Below are 18,755 nucleotides of genomic sequence, written 5' to 3' on the forward strand. Positions count from 1 at the left end.
AACCGCCGACCCCCTCCGTGTAAAGGAGATGCTCTACCAACTGAGCTAATCACCCCCGCTGTGTGGAGTCGCATTATAGGGATCCTTCGAAGTGAGTCAACGCTTTTTAAAACATAAATGTGCGTTCGCTTTAAATTTAGGCAGCATGCCGCGCTTTTAGCCAATGTGCTGGTTTTATTAGCAGAAAAACGCACTTCAATCTGTGATGCCGCCGCGAGAGTCATTGAGGAAAGCGTCCCACCTGCTAGAATATGCGCACTGTTTTTTCGCGTTAACCCGTTTTTTTGTCATCCAGACAAAGAAACCTGCGCATCTAAGGCAATGCTGAATGAAAATCAAAACTCGCTTCGCACCCAGCCCAACGGGATACCTGCATGTGGGCGGTGCCCGTACTGCTCTTTATTCCTGGCTTTATGCTCGCCATAACAAGGGCGAATTCGTTCTGCGTATCGAAGATACCGATCTGGAACGTTCAACGCCGGAAGCCATTGAAGCCATCATGGATGGCATGAACTGGCTGAACCTGCAGTGGGATGAAGGCCCGTACTATCAGACGAAGCGCTTTGATCGTTACAACGCGGTCATCGATGAGATGGTAGAAGCGGGTACCGCTTATAAATGCTATTGCTCTAAAGAGCGTTTAGACGCGCTGCGTGAAGAGCAGATGGCGAAAGGCGAGAAGCCACGTTATGACGGCCGCTGCCGTGACAGCCATGAACATCATGCGGCGGATGAGCCTTGCGTGGTCCGTTTCCGTAACCCGCATGAGGGTTCGGTCATTTTTGACGACCAGATCCGTGGACCCATTGAGTTCAGTAATCAGGAGCTGGATGATCTGATCATCCGCCGCACCGATGGTTCACCAACCTACAACTTCTGTGTAGTGGTGGATGACTGGGATATGGGCATCACGCACGTGATCCGTGGTGAGGACCATATCAACAACACGCCACGCCAGATCAACATCCTTAAGGCGATTGGTGCAGAAGTGCCAACTTACGCACACGTCTCAATGATCCTGGGTGATGACAGTAAGAAGCTGTCGAAACGTCATGGCGCAGTGGGTGTGATGCAGTACCGTGATGACGGCTATCTGCCGGAAGCGTTGCTCAACTATCTGGTGCGTTTAGGCTGGTCACATGGCGACCAGGAAATTTTCAGCGTGGCTGAGATGGCCGAGCTGTTTACCCTGGATGCTGTCAGTAAGTCTGCCAGTGCGTTTAACACCGAAAAACTGCAGTGGCTGAACCATCACTACATCAATACGCTGCCGCCGGAAAACGTGGCAACGCAGCTGCAGTGGCACATCGAGCAGCAGAATATCGATACCCGCACCGGCCCGGAGTTGGCGAAACTGGTGACGCTGCTGGGTGAGCGTTGCAAAACGCTGGTCGAGATTGCCGCTTCTTGCCGTTACTTCTATGAAGAGTTCGATGCTTTTGATGCCGATGCGGCGAAGAAACATTTACGCCCTGTTGCGCGTCAGCCACTGGAAGTGGTGCGTGACAAACTGGCTGCGCTGAGCGACAGCGAGTGGAATGCGGAGAATGTGCACAACGCGATTCAGGGTGCCGCCGATGCGCTCGAACTGGGTATGGGCAAAGTGGGCATGCCACTGCGCGTGGCGGTCACCGGTGCAGGTCAGTCTCCGGCACTGGATGTGACTGTCGAAGCGATTGGTCGCAGCCGCAGCGTGGCTCGCATCGATAAAGCGCTGGCCTTTATTGCTGAGCGTGAAGCCCAGGCTTAATTGAGGTAGCGGCAGCCTGTAACGTTGCCGCTGCACTTATCGTGGGCATTAAAAAAGCCGGGAGCATGAGCGCCCGGCTTTTTTTAATCTTCTTTAATCCCTAGCCGTTCCAGCACACCACTTATCCCCTCGCGTAGCAACAATGCAGCCAGTTGATCTTGCTCAGCGGTTGTCATTTGCTGGACAGAATTTATTAATAACGCAGGTAACGTATTTTGTTGAGCACCGTAATTGGCCGCCGGCTCGGTCGCGTGGCGGGTAGACTGAATAAAGCTTTTTACACGCTCATCAATATGAATCAATCGCGCCTTACCACCCTGTACACCGGGCTTGGGCGTGGTTGTCCAGTTTTCGCGTTTGATCCATTTATTCACCGTTTGCCGACTGTAGCCCGTTTCCAGCGCGAGCTCCTCGGGGGTGAGCCATTCCTTTTTCACGATGCTGTCCCTGTTAAATACATTAGCTGTACATATTACAACAAAACGTAACGGGGAAAAGTAATCAGGCAGGAAAATGCCTCTTGTCTCATGACAAAAGGCATAAATCGGATATTAAGCTTCGCTGGTTTCAGCTTGTGCAGGACGGAAAGCAAGGAAATAGGTGAGGCCAACAAATATTGCACCGCCCACGCCGTTGCCAAGGAAGACGGCAATCACGTTTGGCGCAAAGTCTGCCCAGCTCATTTGTCCGGCAAAAATCGCGGCGGGCACAATAAACATGTTCGCCACCACGTGCTGGAAGCCAATCGCCACGAAGGCCATCACCGGGAACCACATGCCAAAGATTTTGCCGACCATATCTTTACTGGCAAAAGCTAACCACACAGCCAGACACACCAGCCAGTTGCAGCCAATACCTGAAATGAACGCGTGCAGGAAATCCGCATTCACTTTCGCGTGAGCAATCGCCACGGTCTTTTTCAGATAATCGCCTTCGGTCATACCGAGCATATGACCAAAGAACCAGGCGACTGCGATGCTGCCAATAAAGTTGGCAATCGTGACCCAGAACCAGTTGCGCAGCACACTCAAACCGCTGATGCGGCGGGCGAACCAGGCGATCGGTAAGGTTATCATGTTGCCAGTCAACAGTTCACCGCCGGCCAGAACGGTCAGTATCAGGCCAACCGGAAACACCGCGGCGCCGAGGAAGCCGCCAAAGGAGCCCCATTCAGCAGGCAGTTGGTTGATAACATGCAGATCCAACAGAAAACCGGTGGCAATAAATGCACCGGCCATAAAACCAAGGATCAATAAGGTGGAAACAGGCAAACGGCTTTTAGCCACGCCCGCTTGAATCGCCAGTTGGGCGATCTCTTTCGGTGTATGCAGCGACATAATTCACTTTTCTTTTATTGAACAAGGGGAAAATGCTGGCCGATCAATGAGTGATATACCCTGGAAGGTTGACCGGTTAATTAGCGCGCTAAGTTTTACACTTACCCGTAACGAACACAAGATTATTCCTAACATCTTTAACCCTGATTTAACCTTGGTTGCAGGGCGTTAAATGCGAAAATGCGTTAACGATATGCGTAATTGCGTTGAAAAAAAAGCCATTACGGTAGGGCGTTGCCGCCTTTTTCAGCGATTGAACACAGAACGAGAATTTGGCGTTGACACTCAGGGAGCGGTTTCATATGATGCCGTCCGTCGAGTTAAATCGGCTGTTTTTCGGTGCTGGGGGTATAGCTCAGCTGGGAGAGCGCTTGCATGGCATGCAAGAGGTCAGCGGTTCGATCCCGCTTATCTCCACCAAATCGTTTTAACGATGCACTGAAAAAGATTTCCAGATGTGGGGGTATAGCTCAGCTGGGAGAGCGCTTGCATGGCATGCAAGAGGTCAGCGGTTCGATCCCGCTTATCTCCACCAAATCTCTGTTCGTCCTGAACAATTGCAACACAATCCAACCTTACTGAATTCATAATTGCTCATTTCATATGCAGAATGGCGTCTTTATTGGTGCGACGACACTCCCAGCGTTCTGAAATGCGCCCATCTTTTGATATCAAGTCTCTCGACGAATTGCGCCATAAAACGCGCGAGCTTCTTCCTGTTCGCTGATTCTTCCTGCGCGCTGAGATGATCTCACCCCATTCAGCATTCCAGCTTCTTCTCAGGGGGCGCAATGAATGGCACCGCAGCAGCTTCTCACGCGCTGCGATGATCTTATCCGTTCAGCATTCCGGCTTCTTCTCAGGGGACGCAATGAATCGCACCGCAGTAACTTCTCACGCACTGCGATGATTTTATCCGTTCAGCGTTCAGCGTTCAGCATTCAGCATTCAGCACTGCATGAGAGTGCGCAATGAATCGCACCGCAGCAGCTTCTCACGCGCTGAGATCATCTTATCCGTTCAGCATTCAGCACTTCATCAGAGTGCCCCATAAATCGTGCCGCCAGAGCATAGTGTGCACTGAAATTATGCACAATCTTGTCGCGGCGCAATTTATGGCGCTAAGAGTTTAGCGGTTGCGGCTTGTTCTTGAGCAGGCAACACACGGAAGCCGTGCGTGCCATCACGATCCAATTGCGCCACCAGGCCGTATTCCCAATCCAGGTACGCCTGCATCACGGCAGGTGCGATATCGGTGCCTTCATACGGACGGCGATAGCGATCAATCACCGGTGAAAGCAACTGCTGGTCGCCTTGCTCGGTCGGCAGGTGCGCTGCGCGCCAGGCCGCATTGCCGCCTTCCAGCACAAACACCGGCTTGCCGGTGAGTTCCGCCACCTGGTCAACCGCATATCCGGCCAGCAAACTGCTGCCGCAGGTCAGCACATAACGTCGTGCCGTTGGCAGTATGGCTTTACCTTCTTTTTGCAGCGTTGAGCGCAGCAGCCAGCCCGCACCCGGAATATGGCTGTTAAGGTGATTGGCGTGCGTGGTGAAGTCCAATACCTGGGTCTGACCTTCTTCCAGCCACTCCGCCAGCTGCTGTGGCGAAACAAACTCGGGCTGCGCAACAGCAGGAACCTGCGCTTTCCAGGCACCGGTGGCACTGAAATCACTGGCCTGCAGCTCTTCCAGCACCGACACTTGCCAGCCCAGCTGCGCCAGCCAGGAGGCGGTCATGTTGGCACGCACGCCATCGTCATCAATCAGTACAATACGTGCACCGCGCACGCTGGCGTAATGATCGGTTTCCTGCACCAGCTGTCCGCCTGGTACATGACGACTGCCAGGCAGATGACCCGCTGCATACTCGTCAGCGTCACGCACATCAAACAGATAAGTGGTGCGTGTTTCCTGCTGCCAGCGCTTGAGTGTTGCCAGAGGAATGCGCTCCACGCCTGCGCGATCCGCGATGCTACGCGCGTTCGTCGCAGCCTGGCGCTGTGCCGTTTCACTGGCTTCACCGTATCGGCGCGACTGAGCATGCTCCAGCGCGTGGCCTGCCAGCGTCCAGCCAATAGTGCCGTTACGCAGCGCAAACACCGGATTGCGAATGCCCGCATTCACCAGCGACTGAGTACCAATAATGCTGCGCGTGCGGCCCGCACAGTTCACAATCACCGTGGTTTCCGGTGATGGCGCGATATCGCGTACGCGCAACACCAGTTCACCGCCTGGTACGCTGGTGGCGCCTGGAATGCTCATGGTCTGATATTCATCAAAGCGACGCGCATCCAGCACCACCACGTTGGCATCACTGTTGATTAAGCTGTGCACTTCATCGGCTGACAGGGAAGGGGTATGATTGTGATGTTCAACCAGTTCACCAAAGGCCTTACTCGGCGAATTCACATCAATAAACAGCTCACCGCCCGCAGCCTGCCAGCCGGCTAAATCCTCTTTTAACAGCGCTATATTGCTGTAACCCAGTGCTGCAATTCGTTCCGCAGCCGTCTGTGCCAGTCCTTCGCCGTTATCATATAGCGTGATAGCTGTCGTCAATTGCGGGATGCGATCCAGTAGTTCCAGTTCCAGTTTGGAAAGCGGGATATTGACCGCAAACAGCGGATGACCGGTGGCAAACAGCGCTTCGTCGCGGACATCAACAATCGCCACTTCCTGCTGTTGACGCAGTGACTCAAGAATGTCCGTCGCCTGACGGAAAGGGAATGCGGGTTTACTCATGTGATAGATCCCAAATGTTCGGTAAGTAACGGTTGCTGTAACCGGAGATAAACTGTTTTTCACTGCCGTCTTCGCGGTACACCGCGCGTTTTACCGCGCCGATATTGGCGCCATACACGTGGATGCTGATTGAGACGCGATCGTCATAGGCATTGCTGACGCGATGAATATCGCCCACGGTGGGAGATACGGCTTCAACGCTGCCGGGATCAAGGCGTATTGGTGCACCTTCCGGCTGCAAGCCGTTTGGCCCGGGCTGCCAGGATTGTGATATCTCCGCACCGCGTAGCATGCCAATTAATCCCCATACGCGATGGTCGTGAATCGGGGTTTGCTGGCCCGGCCCCCACACGAAGCTCACGACTGAAAAGCGCTGTCGGGCATCGGCATACAGCAGATATTGCTGATAGTGTTCGGGATGTGGCTGGGTATAAGCCTCGTCCAGCCAGTCATCATGCTGGATTAACTCTCCGAGCCAAACGCTACCCTGTTGCAAAATGGTGGCTTCATCGGGATTCTGGTCGAGTAACGTAGCCAGATTGCCGACAAAATCGCGTAAACGATGATGCTGATTGGCACTCATGATTTATCTCCCGGCGCGCTTTTGGCAACCTGATTGGCCTGAGCCGACAAACTAAAATCAAAGGCTTTACTGACATCGATCGCTTTCGGCAGCACCTGATAGCGATGGAAGAAGTCAGCCGATTTTTGCAGGGTGGGGATCAGGCTGGCATCAAACACCAGTGGACGAATACGTGCATCAGCAATCCAGCTGCTGGTGATATTGGTGGGCATATTCAGTGTCTTACCCAGCACGCTGGCAAACTCCTGCGGATGTTGCTGCGCCCAGATTTGTGCCTTAGCCAGACGCGCCAGTAGATCGGCAATCGCTTTACGCTTACCGGCATCATGTAAGGCCTCGTCACGCGCCAGCGCATACGAATAACCCGACATAATGCCTTTGCCGCCGCCGTCAGCAACGCGCACCGTGCCATCTACAGCAGTGGAGGTAGCGATATAAGGTTCCCATGGCGCCCAGGCCGATACGGCTCCTGAAGTCAGTGCGGCGCGACCATCAACAGGGCCAAGGAAACGCAGCGTGACATCGTCTGGTTTTAATCCGGCGCGCTCCAGCAGTCCAAGCAGCAAATAGTGGCCCCATCCGCCGCGATTGACCGCAATCTGCTTGCCTTTCAAATCCTGCAAATGGTGAATCCCGGCATCAGGACGCGTCAGCAGCGCGATACTGTCAGGATTGCTTTGCCATGCGCCAACCGCTTTCACCGGCGCGCCAGCCGCAAACACAAACAGGAACGGCAGATCACCGGTAAAGCCGACATCCAGTGCACCGGCATTTAATGCTTCCTGCACCGGTGCACCCGAATCAAAGGCGGTGAGTTTCAGATCGTAGGGCAGATTATTAAGTTCACCTGACGCTTTTAACGCGGCAAAACGATCCCCCTTAACATCGCCCAGGCGCAGCGTGACTTTGTCTGCGGCGAAAAGCGGATTGAGCGTGGAGAGCGCCAGCGCAACACCGGTAAACACTGCAGCCAGCCGCATCAGGCGCTCCTTTTGTCAGCGGCGTTTAGCGCCGCGACTTTCTCGCGCGTCAGCGGAATCAGCTCCTCGCCGTATTCCACCGCATCATTCAGCGGATCGAAGCCGCGAATCAGCACGCTGTGAATGCCAAGGCGGTAGTAATCCAGCAGCGCGTCGGAAACCTGATCGGCAGTACCCACCAGTGCTGTGGAGTTGTAGCCGCCTTGCACCAGTTTAGCCACGCCTGTCCACAGTACTTTGTCCAGGCGATCGCCTTCATTGGCGGCAGCCAGCAGGCGCTGAGCACCGACGCTTTGCGGCTTGGGTTTGCCAAACGCAAATCCGGTCTCTTGTAACTGTTTTTCTGCCAGCTCACGGATATGCTCGGCGCGCTCCCAGGCTTCTTTTTCGGTTTTACCGATGATGGGGCGGAACGAGATATTGAAATCAATTTCGCGCCCGTGCTGAGCCGCAGCGGCTCGTACGTTGCGCACCGTTTCTTCCGCCCCTTTCAGCGGTTCGCCCCACAAGGCAAACACATCTGCATGGCGTGCAGCCACATCAATCGCTTCCTGAGACGATCCGCCAAAGTACACCGGCAGTTTTTTCTGCACGGGCTTGATGGCTGAAAACGCCTGTTCAGCCTGGTAAAAGTTTCCCTTATGATCATAAGGCTGACTGGACTCCAGGCTCTGCCTGAGCACGGTGAGGAACTCGTCGCTGCGTGCATAGCGTTCGGCTTTATTCAGGAAATCGCCATCGCGACGCTGCTCGACGTCGCTACCGCCGCTGATGATATGCACCGCCAGACGACCATCGGTCAGTTGATCCAACGTTGCCAGCTTGCGTGCGGCCAGGGTCGGTGCGACAAAGCCCGGACGGTGTGCCAGCAGGAATTTCAGTGAGGAAGTGTGTGCCGCCGCGTGGGCGGTGACCAGAAAGCCATCCGGTTGATCGGACCAATACCCCACCAAAATACGGTCAAAGCCCGCTTCTTCATGGGCGCGAGCGAAACGTGCGATGTAATCTTTATCAAACAGCGGGCCGCTGGCGGGGATGATCTCGGAAGCCAGTCGGTGGCCAATCATGCCAAGAAATTGAATGCTCATACGATTCTCCAGATGTGACGTTATGGAGAAAAGCTACGGGCGCAGGCAACCGTGAAGGAAATTCAATATTGTGCAAAGGTTTTGCGTTTAGCGGGGAAGTGGCGATTGGCGGGGATAAGCGGGAATCGAAGTGAGATAGAACAGAAAGGCATAATTAAGAAGAGAAGGGCGAGCCGCAGCTCGCCCTAAACATCAGAAGGCCAGAACCAGACCGGCGATAGCGGCAGAAAGCACGCTCACCAGGGTTGAACCGTACAGCAATTTCAGGCCGAAGCGTGAAACCACGTTACCCTGTTCTTCGTTCAAACCTTTAATCGCACCTGCCACAATCCCAATAGAAGAGAAGTTAGCGAAGGACACAAGGAACACTGACAGAATGCCTTCCGCATGCGGTGACAGCTGACCGGCGATTTTCTGCAGATCCATCATCGCCACGAATTCGTTAGAAACCAGTTTGGTCGCCATGATACTGCCCACCTGCAGCGCTTCGCTGGACGGCACGCCCATCACCCACGCGAACGGGTAGAACACATAACCCAGCACACCCTGGAAGCTGATGCCGAAGATCAGGTCAAACAGCGCGTTCAGGCCAGAAATCAGGGCGATAAAACCAATCAGCATGGCGGCAACGATGATCGCCACTTTGAAACCGGCGAGGATGTATTCACCCAGCATTTCGAAGAAGCTCTGACCCTTGTGCAGATCCTGCAACTGCAGATCTTCTTCGCTATCGACGCGGTAAGGGTTAATCAGTGACAACACGATAAAGGTGCTGAACATGTTCAATACCAGCGCAGCCACCACGTACTTCGGTTGCAGCATGGTCATGTAGGCACCGACGATGGACATGGAGACGGTCGACATCGCCGTCGCCGCCATGGTGTACATGCGACGCTGTGACATTTTGCCGAGGATATCTTTATACGCGATGAAGTTTTCTGACTGTCCCAAAATCAGAGAGCTTACGGCGTTGAAGGATTCCAGTTTGCCCATACCGTTCACTTTTGACAGCACGGTACCGATGCCGCGGATCACCCAAGGCAGGATACGGAAATGCTGCAAAATACCGATCAGCGCCGAGATAAACACGATCGGGCACAGAACATTAAGGAAGAAGAACGCCAGGCCCTTGTCGTTCATGTTGCCAAACACGAAGTTGGTACCTTCGGCGGCATACTTGAGCAGATGATCAAACAGACCTGCAAACCCTTTGACGAAGCCGAGGCCCGCTTCAGAGTTGAGGAAGAACCACGCCAGCAAAACTTCGATCACCAGAAGCTGAACGATGTAGCGAATGCGGATGCTTTTACGATCGTGACTGACCAGCAAGGCCAGTACGGCTACCACCACTAATGCCAAAAGAAAGTGCAAAATATGGGACATGTCGGCTCCAAATTTGAGGAGGGTTGTATTTTGTTGCGTATTCTATGTAACGCGTTACTTAAAAACGAGATCAAAACCACATTATAAGTATTCGGTATCGACAAATTTCTAAGAATAGTCTCACCGCTCACAACCTCTTCACAAAGCCTTCACAAGAAATATCCACAAAAACATTGTCTATAAAATAACCCGAGAGTAGAGTGATTCCTGTTGCAAACATTTTGGCAAGAACTGGCTTTACCGCAAGGTATAGCAATGGCTATACTTCATAGCACCATCTATTAATACGATAACTATAATCAAATTTCACTTGCCTTGAGCGCCCGCTAAGCTACACGGGTCAACAAGCGTTAGGACAGGGTCCATACTATGTCAGAAAGTCGCACCGCTGAGCGCGCCGCTCGCGGAGCCAGAAAGATCAAGCTCGCGCTGCTGGGCCCCGCCTTCATCGCGGCGATTGGTTATATCGATCCCGGTAACTTTGCCACCAACATTCAGGCGGGTGCGGCCTACGGCTACAAACTGCTGTGGGTGGTGGTCTGGGCCAATGTGATGGCGATGCTGATTCAGCTGATGTCGGCCAAACTCGGTATAGCCACCGGTAAAAATCTTGCAGAACATATCCGCGATCGTTTTCCGCGCCCGGCGGTGTGGTTCTATTGGGTGCAGGCGGAAATCATCGCTATGGCCACTGACCTTGCTGAATTTATCGGTGCGGCGCTGGGCTTTAAATTATTACTGGGGATTTCGCTACTGCAAGGCGCAGTGCTCACCGGTGTCGCCACCTACCTGATTTTGATGCTGCAAAGCCGGGGCCAGAAACCGCTGGAATTGGTGATTGGCGGCCTGCTGTTGTTTGTCGCCGCTGCCTATATTGTTGAGCTGTTTTTCTCGCAGCCGAAAGTGAGTGAACTGGTCACCGGTATGGCGCTGCCTTCGCTGCCAACCTCCGACGCGGTGTTCCTCGCTGCCGGTGTGCTGGGTGCCACCATCATGCCGCATGTGATTTACTTGCACTCGGCACTGACGCAACACGGTAACATTGGCAGTAAAGCGGATCGCTACTCATCAACCAAACTGGATGTGGCGATTGCCATGACCATTGCCGGCTTTGTGAATCTGGCGATGATGGCGACTGCGGCGGCGGCTTTTCACTTCAGCGGTCATACCAGCATCGTTGACCTCGATCAGGCTTATTTAACGCTGCAACCTTTATTGGGCCGCGCAGCAGCCATTGTATTTGGATTAAGTCTGGTGGCGGCAGGCTTGTCTTCTACTGTGGTGGGAACGCTGGCGGGGCAAGTCGTGATGCAGGGCTTTATTCGCTTCCACATTCCGCTGTGGCTGCGCCGCACTATCACCATGCTGCCTTCCTTTATCGTGATCTGGGCCGGATGGGATCCTACACGCATTCTGGTGATGAGCCAGGTACTGTTGAGTTTCGGTATCGCTCTGGCGTTGATCCCGCTGTTGGCCTTTACCGGCAACCGTGAGTTGATGGGCGATGAGATGGTCAATTCACGCCTGATGCAGAACGCCGGACGCCTGATAGTGGTGCTGGTAGTGGCATTGAATCTCTATCTGTTGGTGGGCGAGGCGCTCGGCTGGTAACTCTTTGCCTGGTCAACACGAAGAAAAGAAAATCCCGGCTTTTAAGCCGGGATTTTTATATTAATGATGGTGGTGATCGTGATGGTCGCGGCCATCATCATGACGATGGTCATGGCGCCAATGCTCACGGCGTTCCCGTTCATGCCAGCGGCGTTCGCGCTCACGTTCGTAAGCCTCATGGCGACGCCACTCTTCATGACGCCACCAGCGGTGATCGTTGTAGCGATAACGGTCATTCCACCAACGCGGCTCGCGCCAGCGGCCGCCATCCCAATAGTAACCTCGACGATCGCGATCGCCGAGATGCAGCGTGACACCCGGAGCCAGCGTCAGGGTGGCACTGTTGGCTTCTGCTGTGTGCATTGCCAGGGGTGAAAGTGTTGCCAGCAAGGCGGCAAACAAAATTGCACGTTTCATAACTTCTCCTTTTCAGTGGCTTATCACTGCCACCGTTGCGCTAGTGTGCCACATCGGTCCAGTGTTGCCTTGAGAGTGAATCTGAAAACGTTGCGGGAAATCTGAATTGAGAATTTTCTGCTGCGGAAAATACCCGGCCTGAGCCGGATAGGTAAGCGTTTACACTAATATGTTATGAATCGCTTCGATCTCTTCAGTTGTCAGCATGGGCTGGCTTAGCATCTCAACCGCATCATCAATTTGCGCAGTTTTACTCGCACCAATCAGCACTGAAGTCACACGCGCATCACGTAGCACCCAGCTCAGCGCCATTTGCGCCAGCTTCTGCCCACGCTGTTGCGCGATGGCCTGCAGCTTACGCACTTTTGCCATCTTCTCTTGCGTCAACTGGCTCTCATTGAGGAATTGACTGCCGCTGGCGGCACGCGAATCCTCCGGGATGCCTTGCAGATAGCGATCGGTCAACACGCCGCCAGCCAGCGGAGAGAAGGCGATGCAGCCGACGCCATTATCACCTAGCACATCCAGTAAACCTTGCTCTTCCGGTGCACGTTCGAACATGGAATATTTCGGCTGATGAATCAGGCAAGGGGTGCCCAGATCGCGCAGAATGGCAATCGCTTCCGCTGCTTTATCTGCCGGGTAATTGGAAATGGCGGCATACAGCGCTTTACCCTGACGCACCACCTGATCCAGCGCACGCATGGTCTCTTCCAGCGGCGTCTCCGGGTCAGGGCGATGGTGGTAGAAGATATCGACATACTCCAGCCCCATGCGCTTGAGGCTCTGATCCAGACTGGAAATCAGATACTTGCGTGAGCCCCAGTCGCCGTAAGGGCCGTCCCACATGGTGTAACCGGCTTTGGTGGAAATCACCAACTCATCGCGCAATCCGGCAAAATCCTCACGCAAAATGCGACCAAAATTGGATTCGGCGGAACCCGGCGGGGGTCCGTAGTTATTGGCGAGGTCGAAGTGCGTGATGCCGCGATCAAAGGCGTGGCGCAGTAATTCACGGCTGTTATCAACGCGCGTGCTGTCGCCAAAGTTGTGCCATAAACCGAGCGAAATAGCCGGTAATTTCAGGCCGGTACGGCCACTGCGACGATATTGCATCTGTTGATAACGTTCGGGGTGAGGAAATACAGACATGCAGCGTTCCTGTCTCAAGAAGGGAGAAAGTGACATCAGCATAGCAGTGTATGCGTTTACACTAAGCCGAAACGCGCCGAAGATCGCAACTTACAGAATTTTCTGTCGTCGTAACGATTGCTTGCCACAAATCACCATGCGCTGATGGTGAAAATCTCGCCAATTCAGCCACATCGCTGATACTTCGATCATCCCCTTAAGAAGGAGCTGTCGATGAAAACCCTCAACGTTGGCGACTATTTACTGCACCGTTTACAGCAAGCTGGTATCCGTCATCTGTTCGGTGTGCCGGGTGATTACAATCTGCAATTTCTCGACAGCGTTATCGCGCACCCCGAGATTGCCTGGGTCGGTTGCGCCAATGAACTCAATGCCGCATACGCGGCGGATGGCTACGGTCGTTGCAACGGCGCTGCTGCATTGCTCACCACTTTTGGTGTGGGTGAACTGAGTGCGATCAATGGGATTGCGGGCAGCTATGCCGAATATGTCCCGGTTATTCATATTGTTGGCGCGCCAGCCAGTCGTGCGCAACAGCAAGGTGACTGTGTACATCATTCACTGGGTGATGGCGACTTCCATCATTTCCTGCGCATGGCACAAGAGGTCAGTATCGCCAGCGCGGTGCTAACTGCGGAGAATGCAGCTGAAGAAATTGACCGCGTGATAGCGGAAGCGCTTGACCAGCACCGGCCCGGCTATCTGCTGCTGGCGGTGGATGTCGCGGCGACGGAGATTACGGTGCCTGATGCCCAGCCCGTTGCGCCTGTCCATCAGGACACCGCAGTAGCGACAGCTTTTGCTGCTGCCGCTGAACGCTTACTGGCTCCTGCACAGCGCGTGGCGTTACTGGCCGATTTCCTCGCTTCACGTTGGCAATTGCAATCGCAGCTATTTTCACTCCGCCAACTGCGCGCCATTCCCGCCGCCACATTACTGATGGGCAAAGGCGTGCTTGATGAACAACAGGCAGGTTATGTTGGCACTTATGCGGCCGAGGGCAGCAGCGATCAGGTGCGCCGTGCTATCGAGGAGACGGACGTGACGTTGTGCGTGGGCGTGCGTTTCACCGATACCTTGACCGCCGGTTTCACCCAGCAATTACCTGCAGAGCGCGTTATCGACCTGCAACCGTTTCACGCCATGGTGGGGGGCGAACGCTTTGCGCCGCTTAGCATGGCGCAAGCCCTCGCCGCATTATTGCCCGTTTATCAACGCCACTGCGCACATTGGGCGCTGGCTGACACCGCATCTTGCGAAGAAATTGAGCAAAACGATGATGCGGTAATCAGTCAGCGCGCATTCTGGCAGGCGATGCAGCGCTTCCTGCAGCCGGATGATATTATCCTGGCCGATCAGGGCACGGCCGCCTTCGGTGCGGCCGCGCTGCGTTTGCCGCCGGGCGCGCAATTGCTGGTGCAACCGCTATGGGGATCGATTGGCTATACTCTACCGGCGACCTTTGGTGCACAAACGGCACAACCTGACCGGCGCGTCATTTTGATTATCGGTGACGGTTCGGCGCAGCTGACAATCCAGGAACTAGGTTCCATGCAGCGTGATGGGCAACAGCCAATTATTTTCCTGATCAATAATGAGGGTTACACGGTTGAGCGGGCGATTCATGGCGCTGAACAGCGCTATAACGACATCGCGCAGTGGAACTGGACTGCGTTGCCACATGCGATGAGCGTCCAGTGTGCCGCACAAAGCTGGCGAGTGAGCGAAACGGTGCAGTTAACGGCGGTGATGGAGCAATTGATGCGTCATCGTCGCCTGACGCTGGTGGAAGTGGTGATGGAGAAACAAGATCTGCCGCCGCTGTTGCGTAAAGTCACGGCGGCTCTGCACCAGCGCAACGGCGGCTAGCCGCTATCCGGCTCAGGCTTTGTGACTTTAGACCAGGCGGCGCCTGAAATCATTACGTACTCCCGGTACGCTCCGGTTTCTCCGCACCGTCCGTTTCCCGTGAGGCTACGACGATAACGCCTGGCGCGATAAGCCCGCAGTTTCGGAAAGTTGCCTCTATACAGTGAAGCCGCTGATTGTCAGGCTGTGGCACGCACCCGAAGTGTTTACGCCCATCATGCTGGTGGGCGTTATTGTTTTATTGGCAGGCTCTTATATAGTGTCCTGCAATTGTTTATGACCCAAGCGGAGCAGCAGAAGAATGACAAAATACGCCCTGGTCGGCGATGTGGGCGGTACCAACGCCCGTCTCGCCCTGTGTGAGGTGGAAACCGGTGCCATCTCCCAGGCCAAAACATTCTCAACATCAGACTACGACAATCTTGAAGCGGTGATTCGTGCTTATCTCGACGAGCAAAAGCTGGACATTAAGCATGCCTGTATCGCGATTGCCTGTCCTATCACCGGTGATTGGGTGGAGATGACCAATCACGATTGGGCATTCTCAACGCGTGAGATGAAAGAACATTTGGCATTCGACAGCCTGGAAATCATTAATGATTTCACCGCCGTGTCGATGGCAATCCCGATGCTGACCGACAATGAAGTGATTCAGTTTGGTGGCAAAGCGCCGGTAGAAGGCAAACCGATTGCCATTTATGGCGCCGGCACCGGATTGGGCGTCAGCCATTTGGTGCACGTTGATAAACGCTGGATCAGCTTGCCGGGAGAGGGTGGGCACGTTGACTTCGCCCCGAACAGCGAAGAAGAGGGCGAGATTCTTGAAGTGCTGCGCGCGGAGCTAGGTCATGTGTCGGCAGAGCGCGTGCTGTCAGGCTCCGGTCTGGTGAATCTCTATCGCGCCATCGTCAAATCTGACAGCCGTGAGCCTGAAAACCTCAAGCCGAAAGATGTCACCGAACGTGCATTGAAAGATAGCTGCATCGATTGTCGTCGCGCGCTGTCACTGTTTTGCGTGATCATGGGGCGTTTCGGCGGCAACCTGGCGCTCAATCTTGGTACCTTCGGTGGCGTGTACATCGCAGGGGGAATTGTGCCGCGCTTCCTCGACTTCTTCAAAGCTTCCGGCTTCCGCGCCGCGTTTGAAGATAAAGGCCGCTTCCGTGATTATCTGGTCGATATCCCGGTGTATATGATCACGCACGATCAGCCAGGCCTGCTGGGCGCGGGCGCACATCTGCGCCAGACACTGGGTCGCGTGCTGTAATCTGTTCAGGCGAGCAGCGTCCTGCTGCTCGCTTTACAACCTCATCAACTGGCGAAACGCCTTCACCTTGCTGCGACTCACCGGCACTTGCGCATCCAAATCGCGTAACTTCACCAGATAGGTATTGTTAAACCACGGCTCGATCTCACGAATTTTGCTGAGGTTGACGCAGTACGATCGATGACATCGGAAAAAGAGCGGTTCTGGCAAGCGACTGCAGAATTCACTGATCGCCATCGACATCACATACGCTTCGCGGCGGGTATAAACAAACGTCAGTTTTTCGTGCGCTTCAACATAATAGATATCGTTGATATCTGTCACGATAATGCGCTCATCTTTCACCAGGTTAACGGTTTGCGGCGCACTTTGCTGAGTGGACGGCTGTGCGAGTTGCTGCTGTGCGCTGGCCTCCAGCTTGTTCAGCATGGTGATAATACGCGACTCATGATAGGGCTTGAGGATGTAGTCAAACGCATCCAGTTCAAAAGCATCCACCGCATGCTCTTTCCATGCGGTGATAAACACTATCAACGGCTTATGCGCAAATTGGTTTATGTTTTGTGCCAGTAGCATGCCATCCAGCGAAGGGATATTGATGTCGAGGAAAATGACATCGACGCGATGGTTTTGCAGATACTTCAGCACCTCCAGCCCATCATCAAAACAGGCTTCGATAGTGATCTGACTGTGCTGCTGGATCATCCAGCTCAGTTCTTGCTGAGCAAGAAACTCGTCTTCGACGATAATGGCTTTCACGCGCTGGGTTCCGTGATATGGCTCAACGGTGCAGCCATGCGCTGACCGTTTTTGCTCAGAGTGAAGGCGATTTCCGTGCCCGGATGATGACGAGTGATGCTCAGACCCTGGCCGGAAAGCAGCTTCACCCGATGATGCACATTAAGCAGGCCGATTTTGTTACCGGGCATCTCATCGCGTGCCACCCGGCCAATCACCTCTTCACTGATCCCTGCGCCCGTATCGCGCACCGCGACGCGAACACTCTCCCCGAGATCTTTCACACTCAACGTCACCACACCTTTGCCACGGCAGGGCTGAATCCCGTGCACAATGGCATTTTCCACCAAAGGCTGAATCAGCAAACTTGGCAGCGTGAAGTGCAAATCTTCATCAATGTCATAAATCATCGAGAGCTTATCGCCAAAGCGCGCCTGTTCAATGGCAATGTAATCCTTCACCTGCCACAGCTCTTTTTTAATGTCGATCAGCTCGTCATCGTTAAGCTCAAGGTTGTAGCGCAAATAGCGCGACAGATTAATCACCAACTGGCGTGCCGTATCCGGATTGAGACGAACGGAAGAGGAGATGGCATTCAGCGCGTTAAACAGGAAGTGCGGGTTAATTTTGCTCTGCAACGCGCGCAACTCGGCTTTATTCGCCATCTCACGTAACTGCTCTGCACGTGACACCTCCAGCTGGGTAGAGATAATTTGCGACAAACCTATAGCCATCTCTTTCAGCGATCCGGTAATACGATGCGCACGACGATAATAGATTTTTAGTGTGCCCGTTACTTCCCCTTTTTCCCAAAGGGGAATAACCAGCATCGAGTGAATATCTTTGGTGCGATGGGCTTCATCATTATTCTTAATGATGATTTTGCCGCTCGCGATTGACTGCGCGGTAGTCGGGCTGATGCCATCATCCCCATTTTGATAGTTATGTTCACCGTAACCGACATAGGCGAGAATTTGTTGGGTATTGGTGATGGCCACGGCATCGGCGTGAATATCGCTACGAATAATCGCGCATACCTGGCGAAGTGACTGGCTATTCACCTGACGAAACAGCGGCAGAGTTTTATTGGCTATCTCCAGTGCCAGCTTGGCCTGGCGCGCGGCAATCGCCTCTTTTTCCCCTTCCACGCTCTGCACTAACAGCACAATCAAGCCAATGCTCGATGCGCCGAGAATCATCGGTAAAGCGATCTCAGAAACAATGGAAAAGCCCAAGGCCATCGGCCGAGCCCATAACACAATCAGCACCATGGTGAGGGTTTCGCACAGCATGCCGCCAAGAATACCGGCGCGCCAGTGCTGCTCTTTGCTCACGCGGCGATTAATGACGCCAGAAGCGACACCGGCAATGATACTGGTAATCAGGCAAGGCACGGCCGTGACACCATCCATATCGATCAGATAACGATGTATGCCCGCGATCACCCCTGTCGCGATGCCAACCCAGGGGCCAAACAGAATACCGCCGGACATCACCGCTATCACACGCACGTTCAGCAGCGAGCCATCTACGTTAATGCCTGACCAGGTGCTAAACAGCGCAAACAACGAGAAAATCGCCGTCACCACCACCTTTTCTTTGATCGAATGCTCATCTTTTTGCAGCAGCTGACGGAATACCCGCGTGCGGGTAAGGAAGAACAGACAAATCAGCATCAGCGCAGCGCGGTCAAATACCGCCAGCAGCATGTCAAAGTGGGAAGGCAAGGGCATCTCTCGGAGTGAACCTGGGTGAGGTTATGATAAAAAATGTGATCAAGATCTGCCAGCGCCGCGACACCCGCAAAACGCTTCTCATGGTTTAGATCAATTTTC

15 protein-coding genes and 2 tRNA genes are annotated in these 18,755 nt (G+C 53.9%); 6 read left to right on the top strand and 11 right to left on the bottom strand.

Annotated elements, in window-relative coordinates:
* Positions 1-328: 328 nt before the first annotated feature.
* A complete protein-coding gene (gene gltX / locus IAE30_RS25995; protein WP_200681271.1) occupies positions 329-1,750 on the top strand; it encodes a glutamate--tRNA ligase in 1,422 nt (473 codons plus the stop codon).
* A gap of 83 nt (positions 1,751-1,833) precedes the next feature.
* Here gltX and IAE30_RS26000 read toward each other — a convergent pair whose 3' ends face one another.
* Positions 1,834-2,187: a YfeC-like transcriptional regulator gene (locus tag IAE30_RS26000; protein WP_038645592.1), complete on the bottom strand. Its 354-nt coding sequence runs from the start codon at positions 2,185-2,187 to the stop codon at positions 1,834-1,836.
* Positions 2,188-2,301: 114 nt separating this feature from the next.
* Complete coding sequence (locus tag IAE30_RS26005) at positions 2,302-3,087, bottom strand: formate/nitrite transporter family protein (RefSeq protein WP_200681272.1); 786 nt, start codon at positions 3,085-3,087, stop codon at positions 2,302-2,304.
* Positions 3,088-3,431: 344 nt separating this feature from the next.
* Here IAE30_RS26005 and IAE30_RS26010 point away from each other — a divergent pair.
* Positions 3,432-3,507, top strand: a tRNA-Ala gene (locus IAE30_RS26010).
* A gap of 39 nt (positions 3,508-3,546) precedes the next feature.
* A tRNA-Ala gene (locus tag IAE30_RS26015) sits at positions 3,547-3,622 on the top strand.
* A gap of 578 nt (positions 3,623-4,200) precedes the next feature.
* Here IAE30_RS26015 and IAE30_RS26020 read toward each other — a convergent pair.
* The 5 genes from IAE30_RS26020 to IAE30_RS26040 all read right to left on the bottom strand — a co-directional run bounded on the left by IAE30_RS26020 (position 4,201) and on the right by IAE30_RS26040 (position 9,866).
* The gene (locus IAE30_RS26020) at positions 4,201-5,832 is read right to left on the bottom strand and encodes a rhodanese homology domain-containing protein (RefSeq protein WP_200681273.1); all 1,632 of its coding nucleotides are present in this window, start codon (positions 5,830-5,832) and stop codon (positions 4,201-4,203) included.
* On the bottom strand, positions 5,825-6,415 hold the full coding sequence (locus IAE30_RS26025) for a cysteine dioxygenase (protein WP_038645597.1): 591 nt from the start codon (positions 6,413-6,415) through the stop codon (positions 5,825-5,827). The genes IAE30_RS26020 and IAE30_RS26025 overlap by 8 nt, the downstream gene beginning before the upstream one ends.
* Entirely contained in the window at positions 6,412-7,395 is a 984-nt protein-coding gene (locus IAE30_RS26030) for an ABC transporter substrate-binding protein (protein WP_200681274.1), read from the bottom strand. Before IAE30_RS26030 ends, IAE30_RS26025 begins: the two co-directional genes overlap by 4 nt.
* Complete coding sequence (locus IAE30_RS26035) at positions 7,395-8,483, bottom strand: LLM class flavin-dependent oxidoreductase (protein WP_200539183.1); 1,089 nt, start codon at positions 8,481-8,483, stop codon at positions 7,395-7,397. The genes IAE30_RS26030 and IAE30_RS26035 overlap by 1 nt, the downstream gene beginning before the upstream one ends.
* 192 nt (positions 8,484-8,675) lie before the next feature.
* Positions 8,676-9,866, bottom strand: a complete 1,191-nt coding sequence (locus IAE30_RS26040) for a NupC/NupG family nucleoside CNT transporter (RefSeq protein ID WP_034825912.1) — start codon at positions 9,864-9,866, stop codon at positions 8,676-8,678.
* A 369-nt stretch (positions 9,867-10,235) separates the two neighbouring features.
* Here IAE30_RS26040 and IAE30_RS26045 point away from each other — a divergent pair, with 369 nt between their 5' ends.
* Positions 10,236-11,477 carry an Nramp family divalent metal transporter gene (locus IAE30_RS26045; protein WP_034825925.1) on the top strand — a complete coding sequence of 414 codons (1,242 nt, stop codon included), beginning with the start codon at positions 10,236-10,238 and terminating at the stop codon, positions 11,475-11,477.
* Positions 11,478-11,537: 60 nt separating this feature from the next.
* Here the strand turns inward: IAE30_RS26045 and IAE30_RS26050 are convergent, their stop codons facing one another.
* Both IAE30_RS26050 and mgrA read right to left on the bottom strand, forming a co-directional pair.
* The gene (locus IAE30_RS26050) at positions 11,538-11,894 is read right to left on the bottom strand and encodes a DUF2502 domain-containing protein (RefSeq protein WP_200681275.1); all 357 of its coding nucleotides are present in this window, start codon (positions 11,892-11,894) and stop codon (positions 11,538-11,540) included.
* Between the two features lie 159 nt (positions 11,895-12,053).
* On the bottom strand, positions 12,054-13,046 hold the full coding sequence (mgrA, locus tag IAE30_RS26055; RefSeq protein WP_200681276.1) for an L-glyceraldehyde 3-phosphate reductase: 993 nt from the start codon (positions 13,044-13,046) through the stop codon (positions 12,054-12,056).
* Positions 13,047-13,259: 213 nt separating this feature from the next.
* On the opposite strand from mgrA, the gene IAE30_RS26060 reads away from it, so the two are divergent.
* Together IAE30_RS26060 and glk are read left to right on the top strand one after the other, a co-directional pair.
* Positions 13,260-14,915 carry an alpha-keto acid decarboxylase family protein gene (locus tag IAE30_RS26060; protein ID WP_200681277.1) on the top strand — a complete coding sequence of 552 codons (1,656 nt, stop codon included), beginning with the start codon at positions 13,260-13,262 and terminating at the stop codon, positions 14,913-14,915.
* 301 nt (positions 14,916-15,216) lie between these two features.
* Positions 15,217-16,182, top strand: a complete 966-nt coding sequence (glk, locus tag IAE30_RS26065; RefSeq protein WP_045816616.1) for a glucokinase — start codon at positions 15,217-15,219, stop codon at positions 16,180-16,182.
* A gap of 33 nt (positions 16,183-16,215) precedes the next feature.
* On the opposite strand, the gene IAE30_RS26070 is transcribed toward glk, so the two are convergent.
* Both IAE30_RS26070 and IAE30_RS26075 read right to left on the bottom strand, forming a co-directional pair.
* Entirely contained in the window at positions 16,216-16,941 is a 726-nt protein-coding gene (locus IAE30_RS26070; RefSeq protein ID WP_038645613.1) for a LytTR family DNA-binding domain-containing protein, read from the bottom strand.
* Positions 16,938-18,629, bottom strand: coding sequence for a sensor histidine kinase (locus IAE30_RS26075; protein ID WP_304622284.1), 1,692 nt, complete (start codon positions 18,627-18,629; stop codon positions 16,938-16,940). Before IAE30_RS26075 ends, IAE30_RS26070 begins: the two co-directional genes overlap by 4 nt.
* Positions 18,630-18,755 lie beyond the last annotated feature (126 nt).

It is taken from the genome of Pantoea sp. S61 (assembly GCF_016625145.1).
In the GTDB taxonomy this organism is placed as follows: domain Bacteria; phylum Pseudomonadota; class Gammaproteobacteria; order Enterobacterales; family Enterobacteriaceae; genus Pantoea; species Pantoea rwandensis_B.

Bases quoted from the DNA above. Each gene is read 5' to 3' on its own strand.
- IAE30_RS26045 (WP_034825925.1), top strand. From the start codon at position 10,236: ATGTCAGAAAGTCGCACCGCTGAGCGCGCCGCTCGCGGAGCCAGAAAG.
- IAE30_RS26050 (WP_200681275.1), bottom strand. From the start codon at position 11,894: ATGAAACGTGCAATTTTGTTTGCCGCCTTGCTGGCAACACTTTCACCC.
- IAE30_RS26025 (WP_038645597.1), bottom strand. From the start codon at position 6,415: ATGAGTGCCAATCAGCATCATCGTTTACGCGATTTTGTCGGCAATCTG.
- mgrA (WP_200681276.1), bottom strand. From the start codon at position 13,046: ATGTCTGTATTTCCTCACCCCGAACGTTATCAACAGATGCAATATCGT.
- IAE30_RS26040 (WP_034825912.1), bottom strand. From the start codon at position 9,866: ATGTCCCATATTTTGCACTTTCTTTTGGCATTAGTGGTGGTAGCCGTA.
- gltX (WP_200681271.1), top strand. From the start codon at position 329: ATGAAAATCAAAACTCGCTTCGCACCCAGCCCAACGGGATACCTGCAT.
- IAE30_RS26005 (WP_200681272.1), bottom strand. From the start codon at position 3,087: ATGTCGCTGCATACACCGAAAGAGATCGCCCAACTGGCGATTCAAGCG.
- IAE30_RS26030 (WP_200681274.1), bottom strand. From the start codon at position 7,395: ATGCGGCTGGCTGCAGTGTTTACCGGTGTTGCGCTGGCGCTCTCCACG.
- glk (WP_045816616.1), top strand. From the start codon at position 15,217: ATGACAAAATACGCCCTGGTCGGCGATGTGGGCGGTACCAACGCCCGT.
- IAE30_RS26060 (WP_200681277.1), top strand. From the start codon at position 13,260: ATGAAAACCCTCAACGTTGGCGACTATTTACTGCACCGTTTACAGCAA.
- IAE30_RS26035 (WP_200539183.1), bottom strand. From the start codon at position 8,483: ATGAGCATTCAATTTCTTGGCATGATTGGCCACCGACTGGCTTCCGAG.
- IAE30_RS26075 (WP_304622284.1), bottom strand. From the start codon at position 18,629: ATGCTGCTGGCGGTATTTGACCGCGCTGCGCTGATGCTGATTTGTCTG.
- IAE30_RS26020 (WP_200681273.1), bottom strand. From the start codon at position 5,832: ATGAGTAAACCCGCATTCCCTTTCCGTCAGGCGACGGACATTCTTGAG.